Genomic DNA, 17,875 nt, shown 5'->3' on the forward strand with positions numbered 1-17,875 from the left:
CCACTAGGCGAGTGGGATAGTATCCTACTTCCGCGGCAAGGCCAGTCAGTAAGGCTATTCCGCCGCTTGAGCTTGCGCCGGCAGTCCCAGCCATCGCCGGCAATCACCCAGCGCACGCGACGTAATCGCATGCCGCTTGGCGACCGTCTTGTCCTTGCCGCGCAGGCGTTTGCCTTCGATCTTCACCGCCTCGACAGGCGGGAACAGGCCGAAATTGACGTTCATCGGCTGGAAAGAGCGCTTTCCCGGCTCGTCGTCTGAAACGATGTGTCCGCCGGTGATGTGGTTGAGCAGCGCTCCGAACGCCGTGGTGAGTGGCGGCAGCGACGGCGCGTGGCCGAGCCGCTCGGCAGCGGCGAAGCGGCCGGCGAGCAGGCCGATGGCGGCGCTTTCAACATAGCCTTCGCAACCGGTGATCTGGCCGGCGAAACGCAGGCCCGGGCGCGACTTCAGCTGCAGCGAGGCGTCGAGCAAGGTCGGCGAGTTGATGTAGGTGTTGCGATGGAGGCCGCCGAGGCGGGCGAATTCGGCGTTCTCCAGACCAGGAATCGTGCGGAAAATGCGCACCTGCTCGGCATGCTTCAATTTGGTCTGAAAGCCGACCATGTTGTAGAGCGTGCCCAGCGCATTGTCCTGCCGCAGTTGCACGACGGCGTAGGCCTTGACAGTCGGATTGTGCGCATTGGTGAGGCCCATCGGTTTCATCGGCCCGTAGCGCAGCGTCTCGACGCCACGCTCGGCCATGATCTCGATCGGCAGGCAGCCGTCGAAATAGGGCGTGCCTTCCCATTGCTTGAATTCTGTTTTCTGGCCGTCCACCAGTGCCTGCACGAAGGCAAGATACTGGTCCTTGTCCATGGGGCAGTTGATGTAGTCCTTGCCGGTGCCGCCGGGCCCGACCTTGTCGTAGCGCGACTGGAACCAGCAGGTGTCCATGTCGATCGTGTCGAAATGAATGATCGGCGCGATGGCGTCGAAGAAGGCGAGCGCATCGGCGCCGGTTGCCTCGGCGATCGATTGGGCAAGCGAGGGCGCGGTCAGCGGGCCGGTGGCGATGATGGCCTGGTCCCATTCGACCGGCGGCAAGCCGGGAACCTCCTCGCGCTGGATGGAGATCAGCGGATGGGCCTCGATCCTGGCCGTCACCGCGTCGGAAAATCCGTCGCGGTCCACGGCCAGCGCGCCGCCGGCTGGCACCTGATTGGCGTCACCGGCGCTCATGATCAGCGAGCCGGCCAGCCGCATTTCGGCATGCAAAAGACCGACGGCGTTGTTCTCGGCGTCGTCGGAGCGGAAAGAATTGGAGCAAACGAGTTCGGCCAAGCCGTCGGTCTTGTGCGCCTCTGTGCCGCGAACGGGCCGCATTTCGTGCAGCACAACGGGAACGCCGGCTTGGGCTGCCTGCCATGCTGCTTCGGATCCGGCGAGGCCACCGCCGATGATGTGAATAGGTTTTTTGCTCATGAGCGCCGGAATAATCGCTTGGCGGGACGATTGCAATTGCCGCACCTGGAACATGCCGCGGCGGCGAAGGCGAAGGCTGCCCTGAAAACAACAACACCCGCCGGGGGAGGAGGTCCGGCGGGTGTCGTTTTGGGGGTCGACCCTCGGGAGGAGGTGAAGGCCGACCGTATTCGTCATCGCCGGGGAGGAGGTCGGCTTTGACGAAATTCCTTTCGCCGTTTGAAAAGGGGCGAAGCCTCTGGAGCAAAATTCGTTTTGCTCCGGGGAAACAACGCCCGCCGCGGGAGGAGGGGCGGCGGGCGCCGTTTGGGTGGCCAACCTTCGGGAGGAGGTGAAGGTCGGGCCTATCCGTCATCGTCGGGGAGGAGGTCGGCTTTGACGAAATTCTTTTCGCCATTTCGAAGAGGGGCGAAGCCTCTGGAGCAAAATTCGTTTTGCTCCCGGGAAACAACGCCCGCCGCGGGAGGAGGTGCGGCGGGCGCCGTTTTGGTGGTCAACCCTTGGGAGGAGGTAAGGGGTGACCGTATTCGTCAGGATCGGGGAGGAGGTCGACCCTGGCGAAATTCCGTTGTTAGATCGCCTGGCGGGCGATGATCTTGATTTCGTCGCGGACGATGCCGAGATCATGCAGCTGGCGGTTGGAAAGGCGACCCAGCTCGGTAACCGTCTCGCGATAAACGCGCCAGTTACGATAGTTGCGGATCAGGTTCATTGTCATGCTCTTCTCAAAACTAGTTCGGACCATTCGCGGTCCGAAGGATTAGACCGCCTTGCGAGCGACGTAAGGAATGTCGCTGCGGCTGATGCCGAGGTCGGTCAGTTCACGGTTGCTCAGGCGGCTCAGCTCGGAAACGGTGTCCCGGTAGCGGCGCCAGTTGCGGTAGTTGCGGATCAGGTTCATGGTATTTCTCGTTTCGTCTTTTCTTGCGGATCATTCCGTTTGTGTACAAACCATAAATAGGCGGGCCCATATCGATTTAAAAGCGCTATGGCTGCATGGCAGCAATGCAAATTGTGCAATGCAACATTAACAGGCCTTCGCGGACCTGACACAAAGAAGCCAGAATCAGAAAGTGCCGTGACGTCAACGGTTTGGCAGCTCCAGCTGAAAAACCGACCAAGCAGCAGGGGGAAGCATGGCGGGCTACGCGACACGGGTCAGGTCGGACATTGCGCGATGGCTTGAGGCCGGGCTGATCGACGCCCCGACGGCCGATGCATTGCGGCGCGACGTCGAGATCAACGCGCGCCAGTCGTTGAGCTTCGGTTCGATCCTGGCGATGATGGCGGCGCTGCTGTTCGGCGCGGCCATCCTGATCTTCGTTGCCGCCAACTGGGAAGCCATCCCGCGGCTGGCGCGCGTTGCCGCGCTCTTTGCCGTCATCCTTGGCGGCTATGTCGGCGGTGCGGTGCTGAAAACCCGCGACCACGCGGCGATCGGCGAGGCGTTGTGGATCGTGGCGGCGGCGGCTTTCGGCGGTTCGATCGCGCTGATCGGCCAGATGTACCATCTGTCGGGCGACGAGGCCTCGGCCTTGATCGCCTGGGGCGCCGGCACCGCATTGGCGGCGGTGGCGCTGCGGTCCAACCCGCTGACCGTCGCCGCGGTCGGCATCGCCGACGCCTGGCTGTTCCTGAAAGGGTTCGACTATTTCAATCGCAGCGAATTTCCGCATCTCTTCCTCGTCATGGCGGCTGTGCTGTTTGCCGTCTCGTTCTGGACCCGCAGCCAGGCGGCGCGGCACCTGATCATCCTGTCGCTGCTCTTCTATCTTGTGCTGGTCGCCGTGGATCACGAGACGCTGCCTGTGGCGATCCCGCTGGTCATCGTATCGGTATTGTTGTTCGTGGCTTCCCTCTTCGCGCCGGAACCGGTAGACCGGATCGTGCAGCTTGGCGGCCGCTTGCCGCTGCATGCTCTGCTTGGCTTCCTCACCGGACTGGCCATCATCCAGTTCGAACTGGCCGGCGAAAGCAGCTACGACAGAGGCTTCGCCATTGCTTCGGTCGTCGCGCTGGCCGGCATTGTCGCCGCCATTGTGCTCGCGGGGCGCGAGAGCCGTGGCCTGCGCTGGCTTGCCTATCTCGGCTTCGCCTTCGAACTCGCCATGATCTATGTCGTGACCCTGCAGTCGATGCTCGACACCGCCGGCTTCTTCCTTGCCGCGGCGGTGCTGCTTGGCATCCTGGCGATCGTCATCATCCGCGTGGAGAAACGCATGAAGGATCCGGCCACCGGAGGAGCCACGGCATGATGACCGGAAAGAGGCTCGTTATCTTGGCGCTGGTGCTGGCGCTCGTCCAGATCGGCTTCCTGGGTTGGATCATCGCCGGCCGGGCGGCGATCCTGCGCAGCGGCAAGGAAGTGCTGCTGAAGATCGAGCCTGTCGATCCGCGCGACCTGCTGCGCGGCGACTATATCATCCTCGGCTACGACATCTCGCGCATACCGGTGAAGATGATCGCCAACATCCCGGCCGGAAAACTTTCCAGCGACGACACCTCGATCGTCGTCCGTCTGAAGAAGAACGCCGACGGCTACTGGACGCCGAGCGCCGCGTGGTTCGGCGCGGCGCCGACACCGACCGGCGCCGACGAGGCCGACATTCGCGGTCATGTCGCCGGAGGCTGGGATCTTCGCGGCGAGGGACTGACGATCGCGCCGGATTACGGCATCGAACGGTTCTACCTGCCGGAAGGCTCGGGGATGGCAATTCAGAACGACATGCGGGTACGCCCGTTCGGGATCCGTCTTGCACTGGCCAGCGACGGCACCGCCCAGATCAAGGCGCTGGTGGACGGCGACAAGACGCTGTTTCAGGAGCCTCTATATTAAGGTGTGCAGGGGTGGGCTGCCATCCATAGCTTGAACGGGGAGGGCGGTGCGGCCTCGAAGGCTCAAGCCTTGGAAGCTTACGTCTAATCGACCTCAGGGGCGTCCTTTACGGCGCTAGCGTCTCGCCACTGGATTGTGTTGCGTGGTAGGTATATTCTCAACGCTGGCGGTGGCATTCAGAAAGATGGAAAGCCCATGGCGACCGGGTACTTGGATCACCAGTTGGAGTGTCCTTTTTGCGGCACGATAAGGCTGCGGATTCCTGCCGATGCCGAACCTTCGACGGGCATCCGGTGCGACGACTGCGGTCAGTATCTTGGCACATGGGACGAATTGCAGGATGATTTCCAGCGCCAAGGCGGTAACGATGGCATCTTCCGCCTCGACAAGGGACGTATCAAGAAGCTCGCCTAGGCAGTGTCCTGATTTCCTGCCAACGCCTGTGCGCTAGTGGACTATCCGATGCCATGCCGGCAGTGGTGCGCGTGAAGGGACTCGAACCCCCAAGCCTTGCGGCGGCAGGACCTAAACCTGCTGTGTCTACCAGTTCCACCACACGCGCCTCGGGCGGGCTGTAGCAGAGCCTCGGCGGCCTTGTCGAGGTCTTGGGAGTGAGGTGGAATACCGCATCGTCCTTTGAATATCGCGGCAGCCGCCAGCCGCGACCTGAGGGTCTGGCAATTCCGTCACGCCCGCACGGTCTGGCGATCCCATTAGCCATCATTCTGTCAATGTCAGGGCCGAAATGATGGTTATTCGCCTAAACGCGAAGATGGTTGAAAATTGGCCTCGCCTGTGACAAAAGGCGTGTCGAATGTGACGGGACGCGACGATCCGCTTCTGCAAAATGTGATAAGAAGTAGGAAAAACAAAGACTTATTCACATTTTGGAACGCAGTTTGGAAGAGTTTGAGCCGTATTTCAGGTCAAATCGCCAGGTTCCGTACCAAAAGCCATTCCCGGCAAGATTATACCGGCAGGCTGTGAACGGCAGAGAGCCGTTTGGCAGCCTCATTGGTGAAAACAAAGGTTTTACGATGCAGGTCACCGAAACACTCAATTCCGGTCTCAAGCGCGAGATCAAGATCACCGTGCCGGCTGGTGACATGGAAGCCAAGCTGATGGCGCGGCTGACGGACGCCAGGAACAAGGTTCGCATCAACGGCTTCCGTCCCGGCAAGGTGCCGGTGCAGCACCTGCGCAAGGTCTATGGCAAGTCGTTCATGGCCGAAGTGGTCAACGAGATCCTCAACGATTCGACCCGGTCGATCATTTCGGGCCGCGGCGAAAAAGCCGCCATGCAGCCCGAAGTCATCATGACCGAGGACGAGAAGGAAGCCGAGAAGATCCTGGCCGGCGGCGCCGACTTCGAATTCCGCCTTAACTACGAGATCATCCCGCCCATCGAGATCAAGGATTTTTCCGACATCAAGGTGACGCGCCAGGTGTTCGACGTCCCTGACGCGGAGATTGACGAGCAGGTCAAGCGCGTCGCCGAATCGGCGCGCAGCTACGAGCCGAAGACCGGCAAGGCGGCCGAAGGCGACCGCGTCACGATCGACTATGTCGGCAAGATCGACGGCGAGGCCTTTGCCGGCGGCGCCGGCACGGATCAGCCGCTGGTGCTTGGCTCCAAGGAATTCATTCCGGGCTTCGAGGATCAGCTCATCGGCGCCAAGGCCGGCGATGAAAAGCAGGTCACCGTGACCTTCCCGGAAAACTACCAGGCGGCGCATCTGGCCGGCAAGGAAGCGACTTTCGACGTCACGGTCAAAGAAGTGTCCAAGCCGGGCGAACTCGAAATCAACGATGAGACCGCCAAGAACCTCGGCCTGGAATCGCTGGAGCGCCTGCGCGATGTGGTGCGTGGCCAGATCGAGAGCCAGTTCGGCTCGATGACGCGCCAGAAGGTCAAGCGCCAGCTGCTCGACCAGCTTGACGCGGCTTACTCGTTCGAGGCGCCTTCGAGGCTTGTCGAGGCCGAGTTCAATAACATCTGGGCGCAGGTCAACCGCGATCTGGAAGCGGCCGGCCGCACCTTCGCCGATGAAGAGACGACCGAGGAAGAAGCGCGCGCCGAATATATGCGGCTCGCCGAGCGCCGCGTGCGCCTTGGTCTTGTGCTGGCTGAGATCGGCGAGAAGGCCGGGGTCACCGTGTCGGACGAGGAATTGCAGCGCGGTCTGTTCGAGCAGGTTCGTCGCTTCCCGGCCAACCAGCAGCAGGAAGCCTTCGAGTTCTACCGCAACAATCCCGAGGCGCTGAATGCGCTGCGCGCGCCGATGTTCGAGGAGAAGGTGGTCGATCACCTGCTCGGGCAGATCTCGGTCACCGACGTCAAGGTCAGCAAGGAAGAGCTGATGGCCGACGACGAGGAAGCCGAGACCGCGACCAAGGCGAAGCCGGCGAAGAAGGCCGCGTCGAAGAAGACTGAAGACAAGAAGAGCGATGACGCGGAAGAGCCGAAGAAGAAGGCAGCGCCGAAGAAAAAGGCCGCCAAGGACGCCGAGTAAATCCCGAGTTGATGGAACTGACGAAGGCCGCCCCTCGAGGCGGCCTTTTTCGTTGCGAAACTGCAACAGCCAATCCGTTTCGCGGACGGTGACCATTGTCGATACCAAGCATTGATCACTATCTGCGCTCCTGCTGCAAACCACAGGGTTGTTGGAGGGGCGGTTGAGCCTATTCTTCGAAACGCGACGCGTCGTCGCCTTGGCGATCGTCCTGGCCTTTGCCTGCGATTTCGCCCAGGCCGATGCCGGCACCTGGCGCATCGGCACGGACGATGACGGCCTTGTCACGGCTTCGGTCCATGCCACCAACAAGCTGATCACCGGCGGTGGCGCCCTGAGCTATAGCCCGATCCTGACCATCGCCTGCCGCCCGGACAGCCAACCGCGCTGGACCGAATGGTTGCAATTGAACGACACCGTCTCGGCCAATCGCAAGATCACCATGTCGGTCACCGTCGACGGCGACAACAAGTTCGACGAGAGCTGGTTGGTCGGCCCGCGCGGCCGCATGCTGGTGCGCGATGGCGCCGACGGCATAAAGCGCCTTACCGCCGCGAACCGGCTCCAGCTTTCGTGGCGCTTCGGGCTGCTGTCGGGGCGGGGCCACGCCGATTTCGATCTGACCGGATTTGATGAAGCGGTCAGCCAGCTCGCCGGCAGCTGCAACACTGCTATGCCTTGATCCGCTGCGGACAACCTAAACCTTTGTAGGTCGACCTCTTCTACCTGCCGGCCAGATTCCGTGGTATATAGAGGCCGCAATTTCATATGGGAGAAGTGGACAATCTGTTCTGCCGTACAAGGCGCTTCGCTGGCGATGCTGGCTTATACCAGATCGTCTCAGGCGCATTTGACGATCAGGGAGGAAAAAGTCATGCGCTTAGCCGCATTTTTCGCCGTCGTGTTTGTTGCAACCTTCGTCGCCAATCCATCGCAGGCTCAGGATACTGCGGCTGGCGAGAAGGTCTTCACCAAATGCAAGGCCTGCCACATTGCGGACGAGGACAAGAACAAGATCGGTCCATCGCTGCACGGCGTCATCGGCCGCACTGCCGGTACGCATCCCGGTTTCAAATATTCCGACGCCATGATTGCGGCCGGCAAATCCGGCGTCAAATGGGACGAACCAACACTGATGACCTATCTTCACGATCCCAAGGCTATGGTCAAAGGCACCAAGATGGCGTTTCCCGGCCTCAAGAACGATGCAGACGTGACCAACGTCATCGCCTATTTGAAAACGTTCTCCAAGTGACTTTCTCCTCCGCCATGCGTCTATCCTCTCGTTCGCCGTGATCTCGTCCGAACCCGAAGGGGCCGCGTAAGCAAAAACCGGGTTTCAATTTCGCTCACGCGTGCCTTCGGTTCGGGATCATGGCCTAGGTTTCTTGCTTCCATCGGTCTGAGATGTCGACTAGGGAAAGCCGCCTCAAGGATATCGTCATCCGCCTTCCGGAAGCGACGGCGGGTGATTTCTTCGCGCTTTTAAAACCGCGGGTCATGGCGCTTGCCGTATTCACTGCTTTCGTGGGCCTAATGACGGCGCCTGGCCCGACGAATCCGGTCATCGCGGTGATCGCCATCAGTGCGATTGCGATGGGAGCAGGCGCGGCCGGGGCGCTCAACATGTGGTACGACGCGGACATAGATGCGTTGATGTCTCGCACGTCCAAGCGGCCAATCCCGTCGGGCCGCGTCGCGCCAGGCGAAGCCCTCGGCTTCGGTCTGGTGCTTTCCGCACTTTCGGTGACGGTGCTCTGCGTGCTGGTGGGGTGGCTTGCCGCATCGCTGCTGGCATTCACCATCTTCTTCTACGTCGTCATCTATACGATCTGGCTGAAACGCTCGACACCGCAGAACATCGTCATAGGTGGCGCGGCAGGCGCTCTTCCTCCGGTGATCGGGTGGGCTGCTGCCACCGGCGCCATCGGCATTGAAAGCATCATTCTGTTCCTGATCATTTTCCTCTGGACACCACCGCATTTCTGGGCGCTAGCCCTGTTCAAGGTCGGAGAGTACGCCGCGGCGGGCGTCCCCATGATGCCGAACGTGGCTGGCCAACCCTCGACCAGAAAGCAAATCTTGGCCTATTCGCTGGTTCTGGCGCCAATCGGCGTGCTTCCCTGGGCCTTTGGATTCGCGAGCGGATATTACGGGACTGTCTCGACCGTCTTGGGTGCGGGATTCGTCTGGCGCGCCTGCAAGGTGCTCACCATCCCCGACAAGGAGATGAAGCAAGCAAAGGCGTTGTTTTCTTATTCGATTTTCTACCTGTTCGCGATCTTTGCAACGTTACTTGCGTACGATCGCATCGGCCGTCCGTTGACGCCGGCGCAAAACATTACGTCGGCAGTGCGCAAAAACCCAGCAGCAGCAGAACAACGACGCCAAGGCCGAGTATGAGAACTGTCCTTCCGTCCATGACCCTTCACCTTCGACTTGAGGAGAATATCGAAGAAAGGCGTCCAGAGCTAGCCAGGCGACCGGGCCTTCTTACCCAACCTTCTTACAAAGCGCGACAAGTCGCTCGCATGAGAGTATATTGATCCTGGTGCAGGTCGCGGTTTGCGTGGCCAGTCATGCAGAACGGCAGCACCGTGAAACCGCGGCCTTACCAGACCTGTCTGGAGGAATGGTCATGGCAAGCTTTCACGTCATAGCAGGCGCCAGCGAGACGCTGGAGCACACCAGAATTCGCAAGATCGGTGTCACCGACCTTTTCGATGCGCTCAGGCGCGGCGTCGACGATTTCATGGTCAAACCGTCGCACATCATTTTTCTCTGCCTGATCTACCCGCTTGCGGGGGTCGTGCTTGCAGTCTGGACATCAGGCAATAACACGCTCCCATTGTTGTTTCCGCTCGTGTCCGGATTTGCGCTAATTGGTCCATTCGCCGCAATCGGCCTCTATGAGATCAGCCGGCGACGGGAAGCCGGGCTAGACGCCTCATGGAGGGCCGCCTTCGAGGTCAGGAATTCTCCGGCGCTGCCAGCCATCGCCGCGGTTGCGATCATGCTGCTTGCAATCTTCATCGCCTGGCTTTTGACTGCGCAGGCGTTTTACCAACACCTGTTCGGCCCCGCCCCACCGCAATCCTTCTCCAGCTTCATCAATGACATATTCGCCACAGGACGCGGCTGGACGCTCATCATCCTGGGGCACGCCATCGGCTTCGTCTTCGCTGCGATCGTGCTGTGCACGACGGTCGTCGCCTTCCCGTTGTTGCTCGAGCGAGATGTCGGCGCCTATGAAGCCATCCACACCTCGGTGCGCGTGGTGCTGGCGAACCCGATCGTGATGGCGGTATGGGGCCTGATTGTCGCCGTCGCCCTGATCATCGGCACGCTGCCAGTATTCGCGGGGTTGGCGATCGTGCTGCCGATCCTCGGTCACGCTACCTGGCATGTCTACCGCAAGGTCGTGGAACCGCCGCCGACGGCCGGACCGGCGCCTCGATGAACTCCCTGCCGCGCCGGCAAGGACCGGTGCGTGCAGGTTGATCAGAGCCCTTTCCGGCTTCAGTAAGCCGGATGGCTGAAGCGGGCCTGGTGGGCGCCCATAGTCAGGTTACGGAAATCCTTGCCGCTGACACGCACCAGCGTCCTGTGATCGCCGCCCTCGAAATAGATATCGGCGGCACCGCCAAGGCTTTCGTCAAGGACTACCGGCACATCGTAGGCCGCGCCGATCGGCGGAATGGCGCCGGTATCGCAATCGCCAAAGAGCGAAACCGCTTCATCTTCGGTGGCGAGTCCAAGATTCTTGTCCATGACCTTCTGCAACGCGCCGAGCTCGATCCTATGTGTGCTGGGGACCACGGCCAGCGCATAACCCAGATCGTGGTGAACGAGCACCGATTTGGCCATTATGCTGCCGGGCACGTGCGCGGCTATGGCGGCCTGCCTGCTTGTGGCCGTGCGATGATGCGCGACAGTATCGTAGGAAATCCCTTTCCGGTCGATATAGTCCTTCAGTTTGTTTGCGATTGTCATTTTGGGCGTCCCTTGCTGAGTTCGCGACGCAGGTCAAAACGCGGCAATCATTTCGCTTCCGTCGTTTCGGTATGAATAAAGATGGCCCAACCGTCGATTGTTTCAAGGCGAGGGTGGCGGCACCGGACCGCCCGCAGCATCGTCGGAATCCCTGATCGGCCATCGACAAGGTCTGAACTCCGATTTGGCGTCAGGGCCCAGCCCCGAAAAACGCCATCCGGGTGAGAAGCGTGTAATCCGCTTCAAAGACCATCATCGCCACGAATACCAACACCAGCACGGGCGGCAGGATGATTGCGTATGTCAGCGCCAGCCGTTCCCAGGCCATGTGCATGAAAATGGCGACGATGAGCCCTGCCTTGAGGATCATGAAGATCAGGATCAGCGACCATCTGAGATAGCCGTGCAGACCGAAATAATCGATCAGATAGGAGCAGGTGCTGAGAATGAACAGCCATGCCCAGACCACCAGATAAAGCTTGATCGGGTGCTCCTGATGAACTTCTGCCGGGGGGGCGCCGGTCGTCGCCGCGTCATGAGTAGCGTGCAGCGTGTGTTGCCCGAGGCCGTTTGCGGTTGCTTCAGCCATATCTGCCTCTCACCAAAGATAGAAGAACGCGAAAATGAAGACCCAGACCAGGTCGACGAAATGCCAGTAGAGTCCCATGATCTCGACGTTCTCGTAGCGGCCCCTGCGGCTGGTAAAGAAGCCGGGCCGCCCAAAGTCAAAATCTCCACGCCACACCTTTCGCGCCACGATGATCAGGAAGATCACCCCGATTGTCACATGCGTGCCGTGGAAGCCGGTGATCATGAAAAAGGTTGACCCGAACTGGGCAGCGCCCCAGGGATTGCCCCAGGGCCGCACGCCTTCGGTGATCAGCTTGGTCCATTCGAAGGCTTGCATACCGACAAAGGTCGCACCGAGTGCTGCGGTCAGAAGCATCAGGATTGCCGTTTTGCGGCGGTCGCGGCGATAGCCGAAATTGACCGCCATGGCCATGGTTCCGCTGCTTGAGATCAGCACGAAAGTCATGATGGCAATAAGGATCAGCGGAATATCCGAGCCGCCGATACGAAGCGCAAAGACCTCGCTGGGATTGGGCCACGGCACGCGTGTCGAAATGCGCGCGGTCATATAGGAGAGCAGAAAGCAGCCGAAGATGAAGGTGTCGCTGAGCAGGAAGATCCACATCATGGCCTTGCCCCATGACACGTTCTTGAACGCCCGCTGATCCGAGGACCAGTCGGCGGCGATGCCTTGCCAGCCTGCGGGCCGCGGCTCTGTCTGAGCGATATGCGTGAGTGTCTCAGCCATCCGCCCGTTCCTCCTACGTCAGTAACCCCCGGCAAATATCGATGAAAGTCGCGGCCCAGCCGGCCAGAAGCGCGAAGATGGCAAGCCAGACGAAAAGCAGGAAATGCCAATACATGGCGCACAGCTCGACGCTGAGGCGAAGCCGCGCCGGCCTTGCCCCGTTCCAAGCGCCGACGGTTGTTCTGCCCAGGCCCACCAGTCCGCCCAGTATGTGCAGGCCATGCATTCCGGTAAGCAGGTAGAAGAAACTGTTGGCCGGATTGGAAGCCAGAAAGTAGCCATCGGCAGACAGCTCGCGCCAGGCCATAAACTGTCCAATCAGGAAGGAGAGCGCCGTGAACCCGGCGGTGGCAAGGCCGAGCTTAACCATGTCCATTTGACCCTTACGCGCCGCGAGCGAGGCGCATTGCAGCGCAATGCTGCTGAGGACCAGCATGCCGGTGTTGAACCAGAGCAGCCGCGGCAGCGGCAGCGCCTGCCAGTCCGACAGCGCCATGCGCATGAAGTAGGCGCTGGTGATCAGCGCGAACAGACAGCCGACGACCGCCAGGAAGACGCCGAGGCCGATCTTGGCGGTCGGTAGCGCCGATCCTTCCATACCAACAAAATCCCCGGCCATACCTTGCTCGAGCCATGGCTTGGTCATCAGCCGCTGGTGGGAAAGCCACCATCCGGCAAAACCGGCGATCACGAGCATGAAGACCAGAATGACGCTCATGCCGGCTCCTTGGAGGGACCGAAGGAGCCCGGTACGTTTTGCGGGATAAAGTCCTCCTTAGCGCCCGGTACGCTGTAGTCATAGGCCCAGCGATAGACGATCGGTAGGTCTTTGCCGAAATTGCCATGGGCCGGTGGTGTTTGCGGCGTCTGCCATTCGAGGGTCGTGGCCCGCCACGGGTTGCCGCCGGCCTCGCGGCCATGACGGATGCTCCAGATCAGATTGAACAGGAACACAATCTGGGCAAAGCCGACGATGAACGCCATGATGCTGATGAACGAGTTCAGATGGTGGGCCGATTCTGTCATCACCGTCATATCGGTCAGTTCATTGTAACGCCTGGGCACGCCCATCAGTCCGAGGTAGTGCATGGGAAAGAAAATCAGGTAGGCGCCGAGGAAAGTGACCCAGAAATGGAACCGGCCCAGCGCCTCGTTCAGCATCCGGCCGGTGATCTTCGGATACCAGTGGTAGATCGCACCGAAGATCACGATGATCGGCGCGACCCCCATGACCATATGGAAATGGGCAACGACGAACATCGTGTCCGACAGCGGGACGTCGACCACGACATTGCCAAGGAACAGCCCGGTCAACCCGCCATTGACGAAGGTGACGATGAACGCCAGGGCAAATAGCATCGGTATGGTGAGGTGGATGTCGCCGCGCCACAACGTCAGCACCCAATTGTAGACCTTGATGGCGGTCGGAACCGCGATGATCAACGTCGTGGTGGCGAAGAAGAAACCGAAATAGGGATGCATGCCGCTGACATACATGTGGTGCGCCCAGACGACGAAGCTCAGCGCACCGATGCCGACGATGGCCCAGACCATCATGCGATAGCCAAAGATGTTCTTGCGCGCATGGGTGCTGATCAGGTCCGACACGATGCCGAAGGCCGGAAGGGCCACGATGTAGACCTCGGGATGGCCGAAGAACCAGAACAGATGCTGAAACAGGATCGGGCTGCCGCCATTATGCTGTAATTGCTCGCCCATTTCGACGATCGCCGGCATGAAGAAGCTGGTGCCGAGCGTCCGATCAAGCAGCATCATCACACAGGCGACGAATAGCGCCGGGAAGGCGAGCAGAGCCATGACGGTCGCGGTAAAGATGCCCCAGACAGTCAGCGGCAGACGCATCAGCGTCATGCCGCGCGTGCGGCCCTGCAACACCGTCACGACATAGTTCAGCCCGCCCATGGTGAAGCCGATGATGAACAGGATCAGTGAGACGAGCATCAGGATGATGCCCCAGTCCTGGCCCCCCGGTGTGCCGGTCATGATTGCCTGCGGCGGGTACAGCGTCCAGCCGGCCCCCGTCGGTCCGCCAGGCGCAAAGAAGCTCGACACCAAAACCAGCACGGCAAGCAGGTAGATCCAGTAGCTCAGCATGTTGACATAGGGAAAGACCATGTCGCGAGCCCCCACCATCAATGGGATCAGGTAGTTGCCGAAACCGCCGAGGAAGAGCGCCGTGAGCAGATAGATCACCATGATCATGCCGTGCATGGTGATGAACTGGTAGTAGGCTTCAGGCGTGATGAAGTCGAAGGTGCCGGGAAAGCCGAGTTGCAGCCGCATCAGCCAGGACAGCACCAGGGCGACCAGGCCAATTCCCGTTGCCGTCGCGGAATACTGGATGGCAATGACCTTGGCGTCCTGCGAGAAGACGTATTTCGTCCACCAACTGTGCGGATGATACAGTTCGACTTCCGCGACTTCGGCCGGCGGGATGGCATCTGCAGGGGTAATATCGACCATAGGAACACCTCCGTGTCCTTTTTAGCGGGACCCGACGGTTTCGAGCTTTGCTGCAATCCTCGAACTTGACACCGTCGTTGGACCCGACGCCTGGCTTGCCGAGCCCGTCTGCTGGGGCGCCGACAATTGCGCAAACGTCTGTTGCTGGCCAAGCCACGCCAGGTAATCCTCCTGCGTATCGACCATCACCACACCGTGCATCATCGGATGTCCTTGGCCGCAGAGTTCAGCGCACAGGACCTGGAAGGTTCCGGTTTTCGTTGGGGTGAACCAGAAGTAGGTGACCGAGCCCGGGATCATGTCCATTTTGGCGCGGAATTCCGGCACATAGAAATCATGCAGCACGTCGATCGAGCGAAGCAACATCTTGACCGGCTTGCCAACCGGCAGATGCAGATCGGCCGCTTCGACCACGACATCGTCCTGGCCATTGGAATCGCTGGTGATCACGCCCAACGGATTGTCAGCGGTGACGCCGCGGGTGTCGGATGTGCCGAGCTTGCCGTCCTTGCCGGGCAGGCGGAAACTCCATTGCCATTGCTGGCCGACAACTTCGACCACGGTTGCGTCGCTCGGAACGTTGACGAACCGGTTCCAGACGAACAGGCCGGGAACCAGCAAAGCCGTTACGCCGACCGCGGTGACAACCGTCAGCCAGGATTCGAGCCGCCTGTTCTCCGGTTCATACGCCGCCTGATTGCCTTCCCGATGACGGAAGCGGAAGACGCAATAGGCCATGAACAAAACCACGGCGGCAAAGACGACGCCGGTGATCCAGAAAGTTATGGTGATGGTGTTGTCGATATAGTCCCAGTTCGAGGCAATCGGCGTCCACCACCATGGGCTCAGGAGGTGGAACAGCACCGAGCCCACAACTATCAAAACGAGTACAAGCGCGAAGGCCATGTCCCGTTCCTCCCGGCATTCCAGGGGCGCGAAGCCGTCTCCGGAAATGCCAAGTGCATCATAGCTTGATTTGGGGTCGCAATTCTAGAGCCGACTGTCTTGACGGGAAAAATCCCGCCTTGCCTGCGCCAACCCTTCGAGAGGAGCCGTCCATCACACACGGGGACGCGTTCGTCCGGCTGATGCGCCTGCGCCGGATCGTTTGGGCGAAGTCGACGGTGGGGTGTGCCAAGCCACGTCGGCAGGCCGAATTCGATCTTCGCGCCGACGAAGTTTCGTTTGTGCTATTTCAGCAGGCCGACCAGAACGTCGAAGGCGGCGTCGATGTCGGCGCGGACCGCGGCCTTGACCGCTTCCGCGTCCCGGTCACGCAACGCAGCGAACATCTCCTGATGGTGCGCATTGGCGGTCGAATAGTTTCCGGAATCGTGCAGCATGTTGAAATAAGGACTGATCTGCAGCCACAAGTTCTCGATGATGTTGAGAATGTTCTCGGAGCCGGCCGCCCGGTAGATGGAGAAATGAAAGGCGTAGTTGGCGCGCAGATAGGACTTGACGTCTCCCGCCGCATTGGCCTGTTCGAGCGCGTCCAGATGCTGGCGCAGCCGGGCGATAGCTTGGTCGTCCATACGCTCGGCCGCCCATGCGGCGGCGATCGCTTCGATCTCGAAGCGGACGTTTCTCAGATCGACGAGGCGTGTGCGGCTGAGTGCGGGAATGCCGATCGAGCGGCCTGAAACCACCATCAGCGCGTTGGCGGCGGTCAGCCGCCGCAGGGCCTCCCTGACCGGCATCGGACTGACGCCGAAAGCATCGGCAAGGCTTTGCACCGTTACCATCTCGCCCGGCACGATGCTGCCGTCGAGGATCAATTCGGTGACATGGCGATAGACCCTGTCCTGCAAGGTCTCCTTGGACAGGGGCGCGATCTCGACACCCGGCTTTCTGAACGCCGCTCCAGCCATCTCCCCTCAACCTTCCCGCGCAAGCTGCGCCATAACCCGTATCCGGAATGCAGGCTTCCGGCTGCGGCGTCAAGCACCCCCGCCGTCGCCTTGTTATGAGCATATTTCATCATTGATCTTTGATCAAATGGTGATACGGTTGCGATATCGGATGGCAGGGTCACGTCTCGTGCCCTTGGGAGGCATCCGATCGTTCGGATCGGGAGGAGTTTCATAATGGGTATCGGATTGAAAGCCCGGCGGCTTGCGCTGCTGGCCGGCATGGCTGCCTGTGCTTTTGGCATCTCCGCGGCCGAGGCCGCTGAAAAACACAAGATTTTTCTCAGCATGAGCTTCATCGGCAATGACTGGCAGGCCGAGGCGGCGAACATGGTCAAGGCGATGGCCTCGCACAAGAGCCTGGTCGACAAGGTCGACCTGCAGGTCCAGGTGGCCGGGCCGAATGCGCAGCGCCAAATCCAGCAGATCAACGCCATGGTGCAGGCGGGAGCGGAGGCGATCGTGATTTATCCGATCTCGCCGACGGCGCTGAACCAGGTCGTCAAGAACGCTTGCGAGAAGGGGGTCAAGGTCTTCGCCTACGACGCCGAGATCACCGAGCCATGCGCTTACAATGTCCATATCGACCAGGAGGAGGCTGGCAGGGTGACAGCCGAATGGCTGGCCAAGAAGCTCAACGGCAAGGGCAACATCATCGCCGTGACCGGCGTTCCCGGCACTTCGGTCGACGAGCTGCGCACCAAGGCCGCCAAGGCGGTGTTCGCCAAATATCCGGACATCAAGATCGTCGGCGAAGCGGTCGGCATGTGGAGCCAGGCGGTGGCACGCACCGAACTCTCCAAGATTCTCGCCACGCGCAGCTGGGACGACATTAACGGGCTGTGGATGCAGGTAGGCTGCTTCACCGCCAATTCGATGCAGCTCGAGGCGGGCAGGAAGGCCAGCCAGCTTCTGCCTTGCGCCGGTGAAGGCTCCAATGGCGGCCGCATCCAGATGCTGCCGGAAGGGACGGAGGTCGAGGGTGCTGCTTCTCCCTATGCACCGCTCGGCGCGCCGCGCATTTCGTATGCCTCGCCGCCTTATTCCGGCGCGCTCGCCTTGAAGCTCGCCATCGAGGCGATCGAGGGCAAGGATGTGCCGAAAGCGACAATCCTGCCGCTGCCGATCGTCACCAACGAGACGAGCAAGCTTTGCAACGAGGGCACCTGGGCCGAGATGAAGGCCGGATGCAACACCTTCAAACCGTCGCTGGTTTCCAACCCCGGCTGGTTCGCGTCGATCTTCTCCGACCAGACGCCCGAGATCGGCCTCAACGCGGCGCTCGTCGGCCAGCCCGAGGAGTAGGCTTCAGCAATCCGTGCGCGTGGGGCACTGTGGGCTCCACGCGCCCGCAAGC

Annotated in this window: 19 protein-coding genes and 1 tRNA gene; 9 read left to right on the forward strand and 11 right to left on the reverse strand. The window is 60.7% G+C overall.

Annotated elements, in window-relative coordinates; genetic code table 11:
* Window positions 1-54: 54 nt before the first annotated feature.
* The 3 genes from trmFO to FJ946_RS21140 form a co-directional block, all read right to left on the reverse strand.
* A complete protein-coding gene (gene trmFO / locus FJ946_RS21130; protein WP_140564091.1) occupies window positions 55-1,464 on the reverse strand; it encodes a methylenetetrahydrofolate--tRNA-(uracil(54)-C(5))-methyltransferase (FADH(2)-oxidizing) TrmFO in 1,410 nt (469 codons plus the stop codon).
* 571 nt (window positions 1,465-2,035) lie between these two features.
* The gene (locus FJ946_RS21135; RefSeq protein ID WP_013531314.1) at window positions 2,036-2,176 is read right to left on the reverse strand and encodes a DUF1127 domain-containing protein; all 141 of its coding nucleotides are present in this window, start codon (window positions 2,174-2,176) and stop codon (window positions 2,036-2,038) included.
* 48 nt (window positions 2,177-2,224) lie between these two features.
* Entirely contained in the window at window positions 2,225-2,365 is a 141-nt protein-coding gene (locus FJ946_RS21140; RefSeq protein ID WP_013531315.1) for a DUF1127 domain-containing protein, read from the reverse strand.
* A 235-nt stretch (window positions 2,366-2,600) separates the two neighbouring features.
* Here FJ946_RS21140 and FJ946_RS21145 point away from each other — a divergent pair, with 235 nt between their 5' ends.
* From FJ946_RS21145 to FJ946_RS21155, 3 genes are all read left to right on the forward strand, one after another.
* Window positions 2,601-3,719 carry a DUF2157 domain-containing protein gene (locus FJ946_RS21145; protein ID WP_140564090.1) on the forward strand — a complete coding sequence of 373 codons (1,119 nt, stop codon included), beginning with the start codon at window positions 2,601-2,603 and terminating at the stop codon, window positions 3,717-3,719.
* Window positions 3,716-4,300, forward strand: coding sequence for a GDYXXLXY domain-containing protein (locus FJ946_RS21150; protein ID WP_140564089.1), 585 nt, complete (start codon window positions 3,716-3,718; stop codon window positions 4,298-4,300). The genes FJ946_RS21145 and FJ946_RS21150 overlap by 4 nt, the downstream gene beginning before the upstream one ends.
* 195 nt (window positions 4,301-4,495) lie before the next feature.
* Complete coding sequence (locus FJ946_RS21155; RefSeq protein WP_140495784.1) at window positions 4,496-4,714, forward strand: hypothetical protein; 219 nt, start codon at window positions 4,496-4,498, stop codon at window positions 4,712-4,714.
* Between the two features lie 63 nt (window positions 4,715-4,777).
* Here FJ946_RS21155 and FJ946_RS21160 read toward each other — a convergent pair.
* A tRNA-Leu gene (locus FJ946_RS21160) sits at window positions 4,778-4,862 on the reverse strand.
* A 475-nt stretch (window positions 4,863-5,337) separates the two neighbouring features.
* On the opposite strand from FJ946_RS21160, the gene tig reads away from it, so the two are divergent.
* The 5 genes from tig (at window position 5,338) to FJ946_RS21185 (ending at window position 10,273) form a co-directional block, all read left to right on the forward strand.
* Window positions 5,338-6,813 (forward strand): trigger factor, encoded by a 1,476-nt coding sequence (gene tig, locus FJ946_RS21165; RefSeq protein WP_140495785.1) that lies wholly within the window; start codon window positions 5,338-5,340, stop codon window positions 6,811-6,813.
* 163 nt (window positions 6,814-6,976) lie between these two features.
* Window positions 6,977-7,495, forward strand: a complete 519-nt coding sequence (locus FJ946_RS21170; RefSeq protein WP_140495786.1) for a hypothetical protein — start codon at window positions 6,977-6,979, stop codon at window positions 7,493-7,495.
* Between the two features lie 192 nt (window positions 7,496-7,687).
* Complete coding sequence (locus FJ946_RS21175; protein WP_140495787.1) at window positions 7,688-8,068, forward strand: cytochrome c family protein; 381 nt, start codon at window positions 7,688-7,690, stop codon at window positions 8,066-8,068.
* Window positions 8,069-8,220: 152 nt separating this feature from the next.
* Window positions 8,221-9,216, forward strand: a complete 996-nt coding sequence (locus tag FJ946_RS21180) for a heme o synthase (RefSeq protein ID WP_140564088.1) — start codon at window positions 8,221-8,223, stop codon at window positions 9,214-9,216.
* 235 nt (window positions 9,217-9,451) lie between these two features.
* Entirely contained in the window at window positions 9,452-10,273 is an 822-nt protein-coding gene (locus FJ946_RS21185) for a DUF2189 domain-containing protein (protein WP_140495789.1), read from the forward strand.
* 59 nt (window positions 10,274-10,332) lie between these two features.
* Here the strand turns inward: FJ946_RS21185 and FJ946_RS21190 are convergent, their stop codons facing one another.
* From FJ946_RS21190 to FJ946_RS21220, 7 genes are all read right to left on the reverse strand, one after another.
* Entirely contained in the window at window positions 10,333-10,806 is a 474-nt protein-coding gene (locus FJ946_RS21190) for an aminoacyl-tRNA deacylase (RefSeq protein ID WP_140495790.1), read from the reverse strand.
* A gap of 190 nt (window positions 10,807-10,996) precedes the next feature.
* Window positions 10,997-11,395: a cytochrome C oxidase subunit IV family protein gene (locus tag FJ946_RS21195; RefSeq protein WP_140495791.1), complete on the reverse strand. Its 399-nt coding sequence runs from the start codon at window positions 11,393-11,395 to the stop codon at window positions 10,997-10,999.
* Between the two features lie 9 nt (window positions 11,396-11,404).
* Window positions 11,405-12,124, reverse strand: coding sequence for a heme-copper oxidase subunit III family protein (locus tag FJ946_RS21200; RefSeq protein ID WP_140495792.1), 720 nt, complete (start codon window positions 12,122-12,124; stop codon window positions 11,405-11,407).
* A gap of 13 nt (window positions 12,125-12,137) precedes the next feature.
* Complete coding sequence (locus FJ946_RS21205) at window positions 12,138-12,842, reverse strand: cytochrome c oxidase subunit 3 (RefSeq protein WP_140495793.1); 705 nt, start codon at window positions 12,840-12,842, stop codon at window positions 12,138-12,140.
* Window positions 12,839-14,608 (reverse strand): cytochrome c oxidase subunit I, encoded by a 1,770-nt coding sequence (gene ctaD, locus FJ946_RS21210; RefSeq protein WP_140564087.1) that lies wholly within the window; start codon window positions 14,606-14,608, stop codon window positions 12,839-12,841. The genes FJ946_RS21205 and ctaD overlap by 4 nt, the downstream gene beginning before the upstream one ends.
* A 21-nt stretch (window positions 14,609-14,629) precedes the next feature.
* Entirely contained in the window at window positions 14,630-15,514 is an 885-nt protein-coding gene (coxB, locus tag FJ946_RS21215) for a cytochrome c oxidase subunit II (protein WP_140564086.1), read from the reverse strand.
* 284 nt (window positions 15,515-15,798) lie between these two features.
* Complete coding sequence (locus FJ946_RS21220; protein WP_140495796.1) at window positions 15,799-16,479, reverse strand: GntR family transcriptional regulator; 681 nt, start codon at window positions 16,477-16,479, stop codon at window positions 15,799-15,801.
* A gap of 216 nt (window positions 16,480-16,695) precedes the next feature.
* On the opposite strand from FJ946_RS21220, the gene FJ946_RS21225 reads away from it, so the two are divergent.
* Window positions 16,696-17,823 (forward strand): sugar ABC transporter substrate-binding protein, encoded by a 1,128-nt coding sequence (locus tag FJ946_RS21225; protein WP_140495797.1) that lies wholly within the window; start codon window positions 16,696-16,698, stop codon window positions 17,821-17,823.
* Window positions 17,824-17,875: the final 52 nt, after the last annotated feature.

This window comes from Mesorhizobium sp. B2-4-7 (assembly GCF_006442685.1).
Lineage (GTDB): Bacteria > Pseudomonadota > Alphaproteobacteria > Rhizobiales > Rhizobiaceae > Mesorhizobium.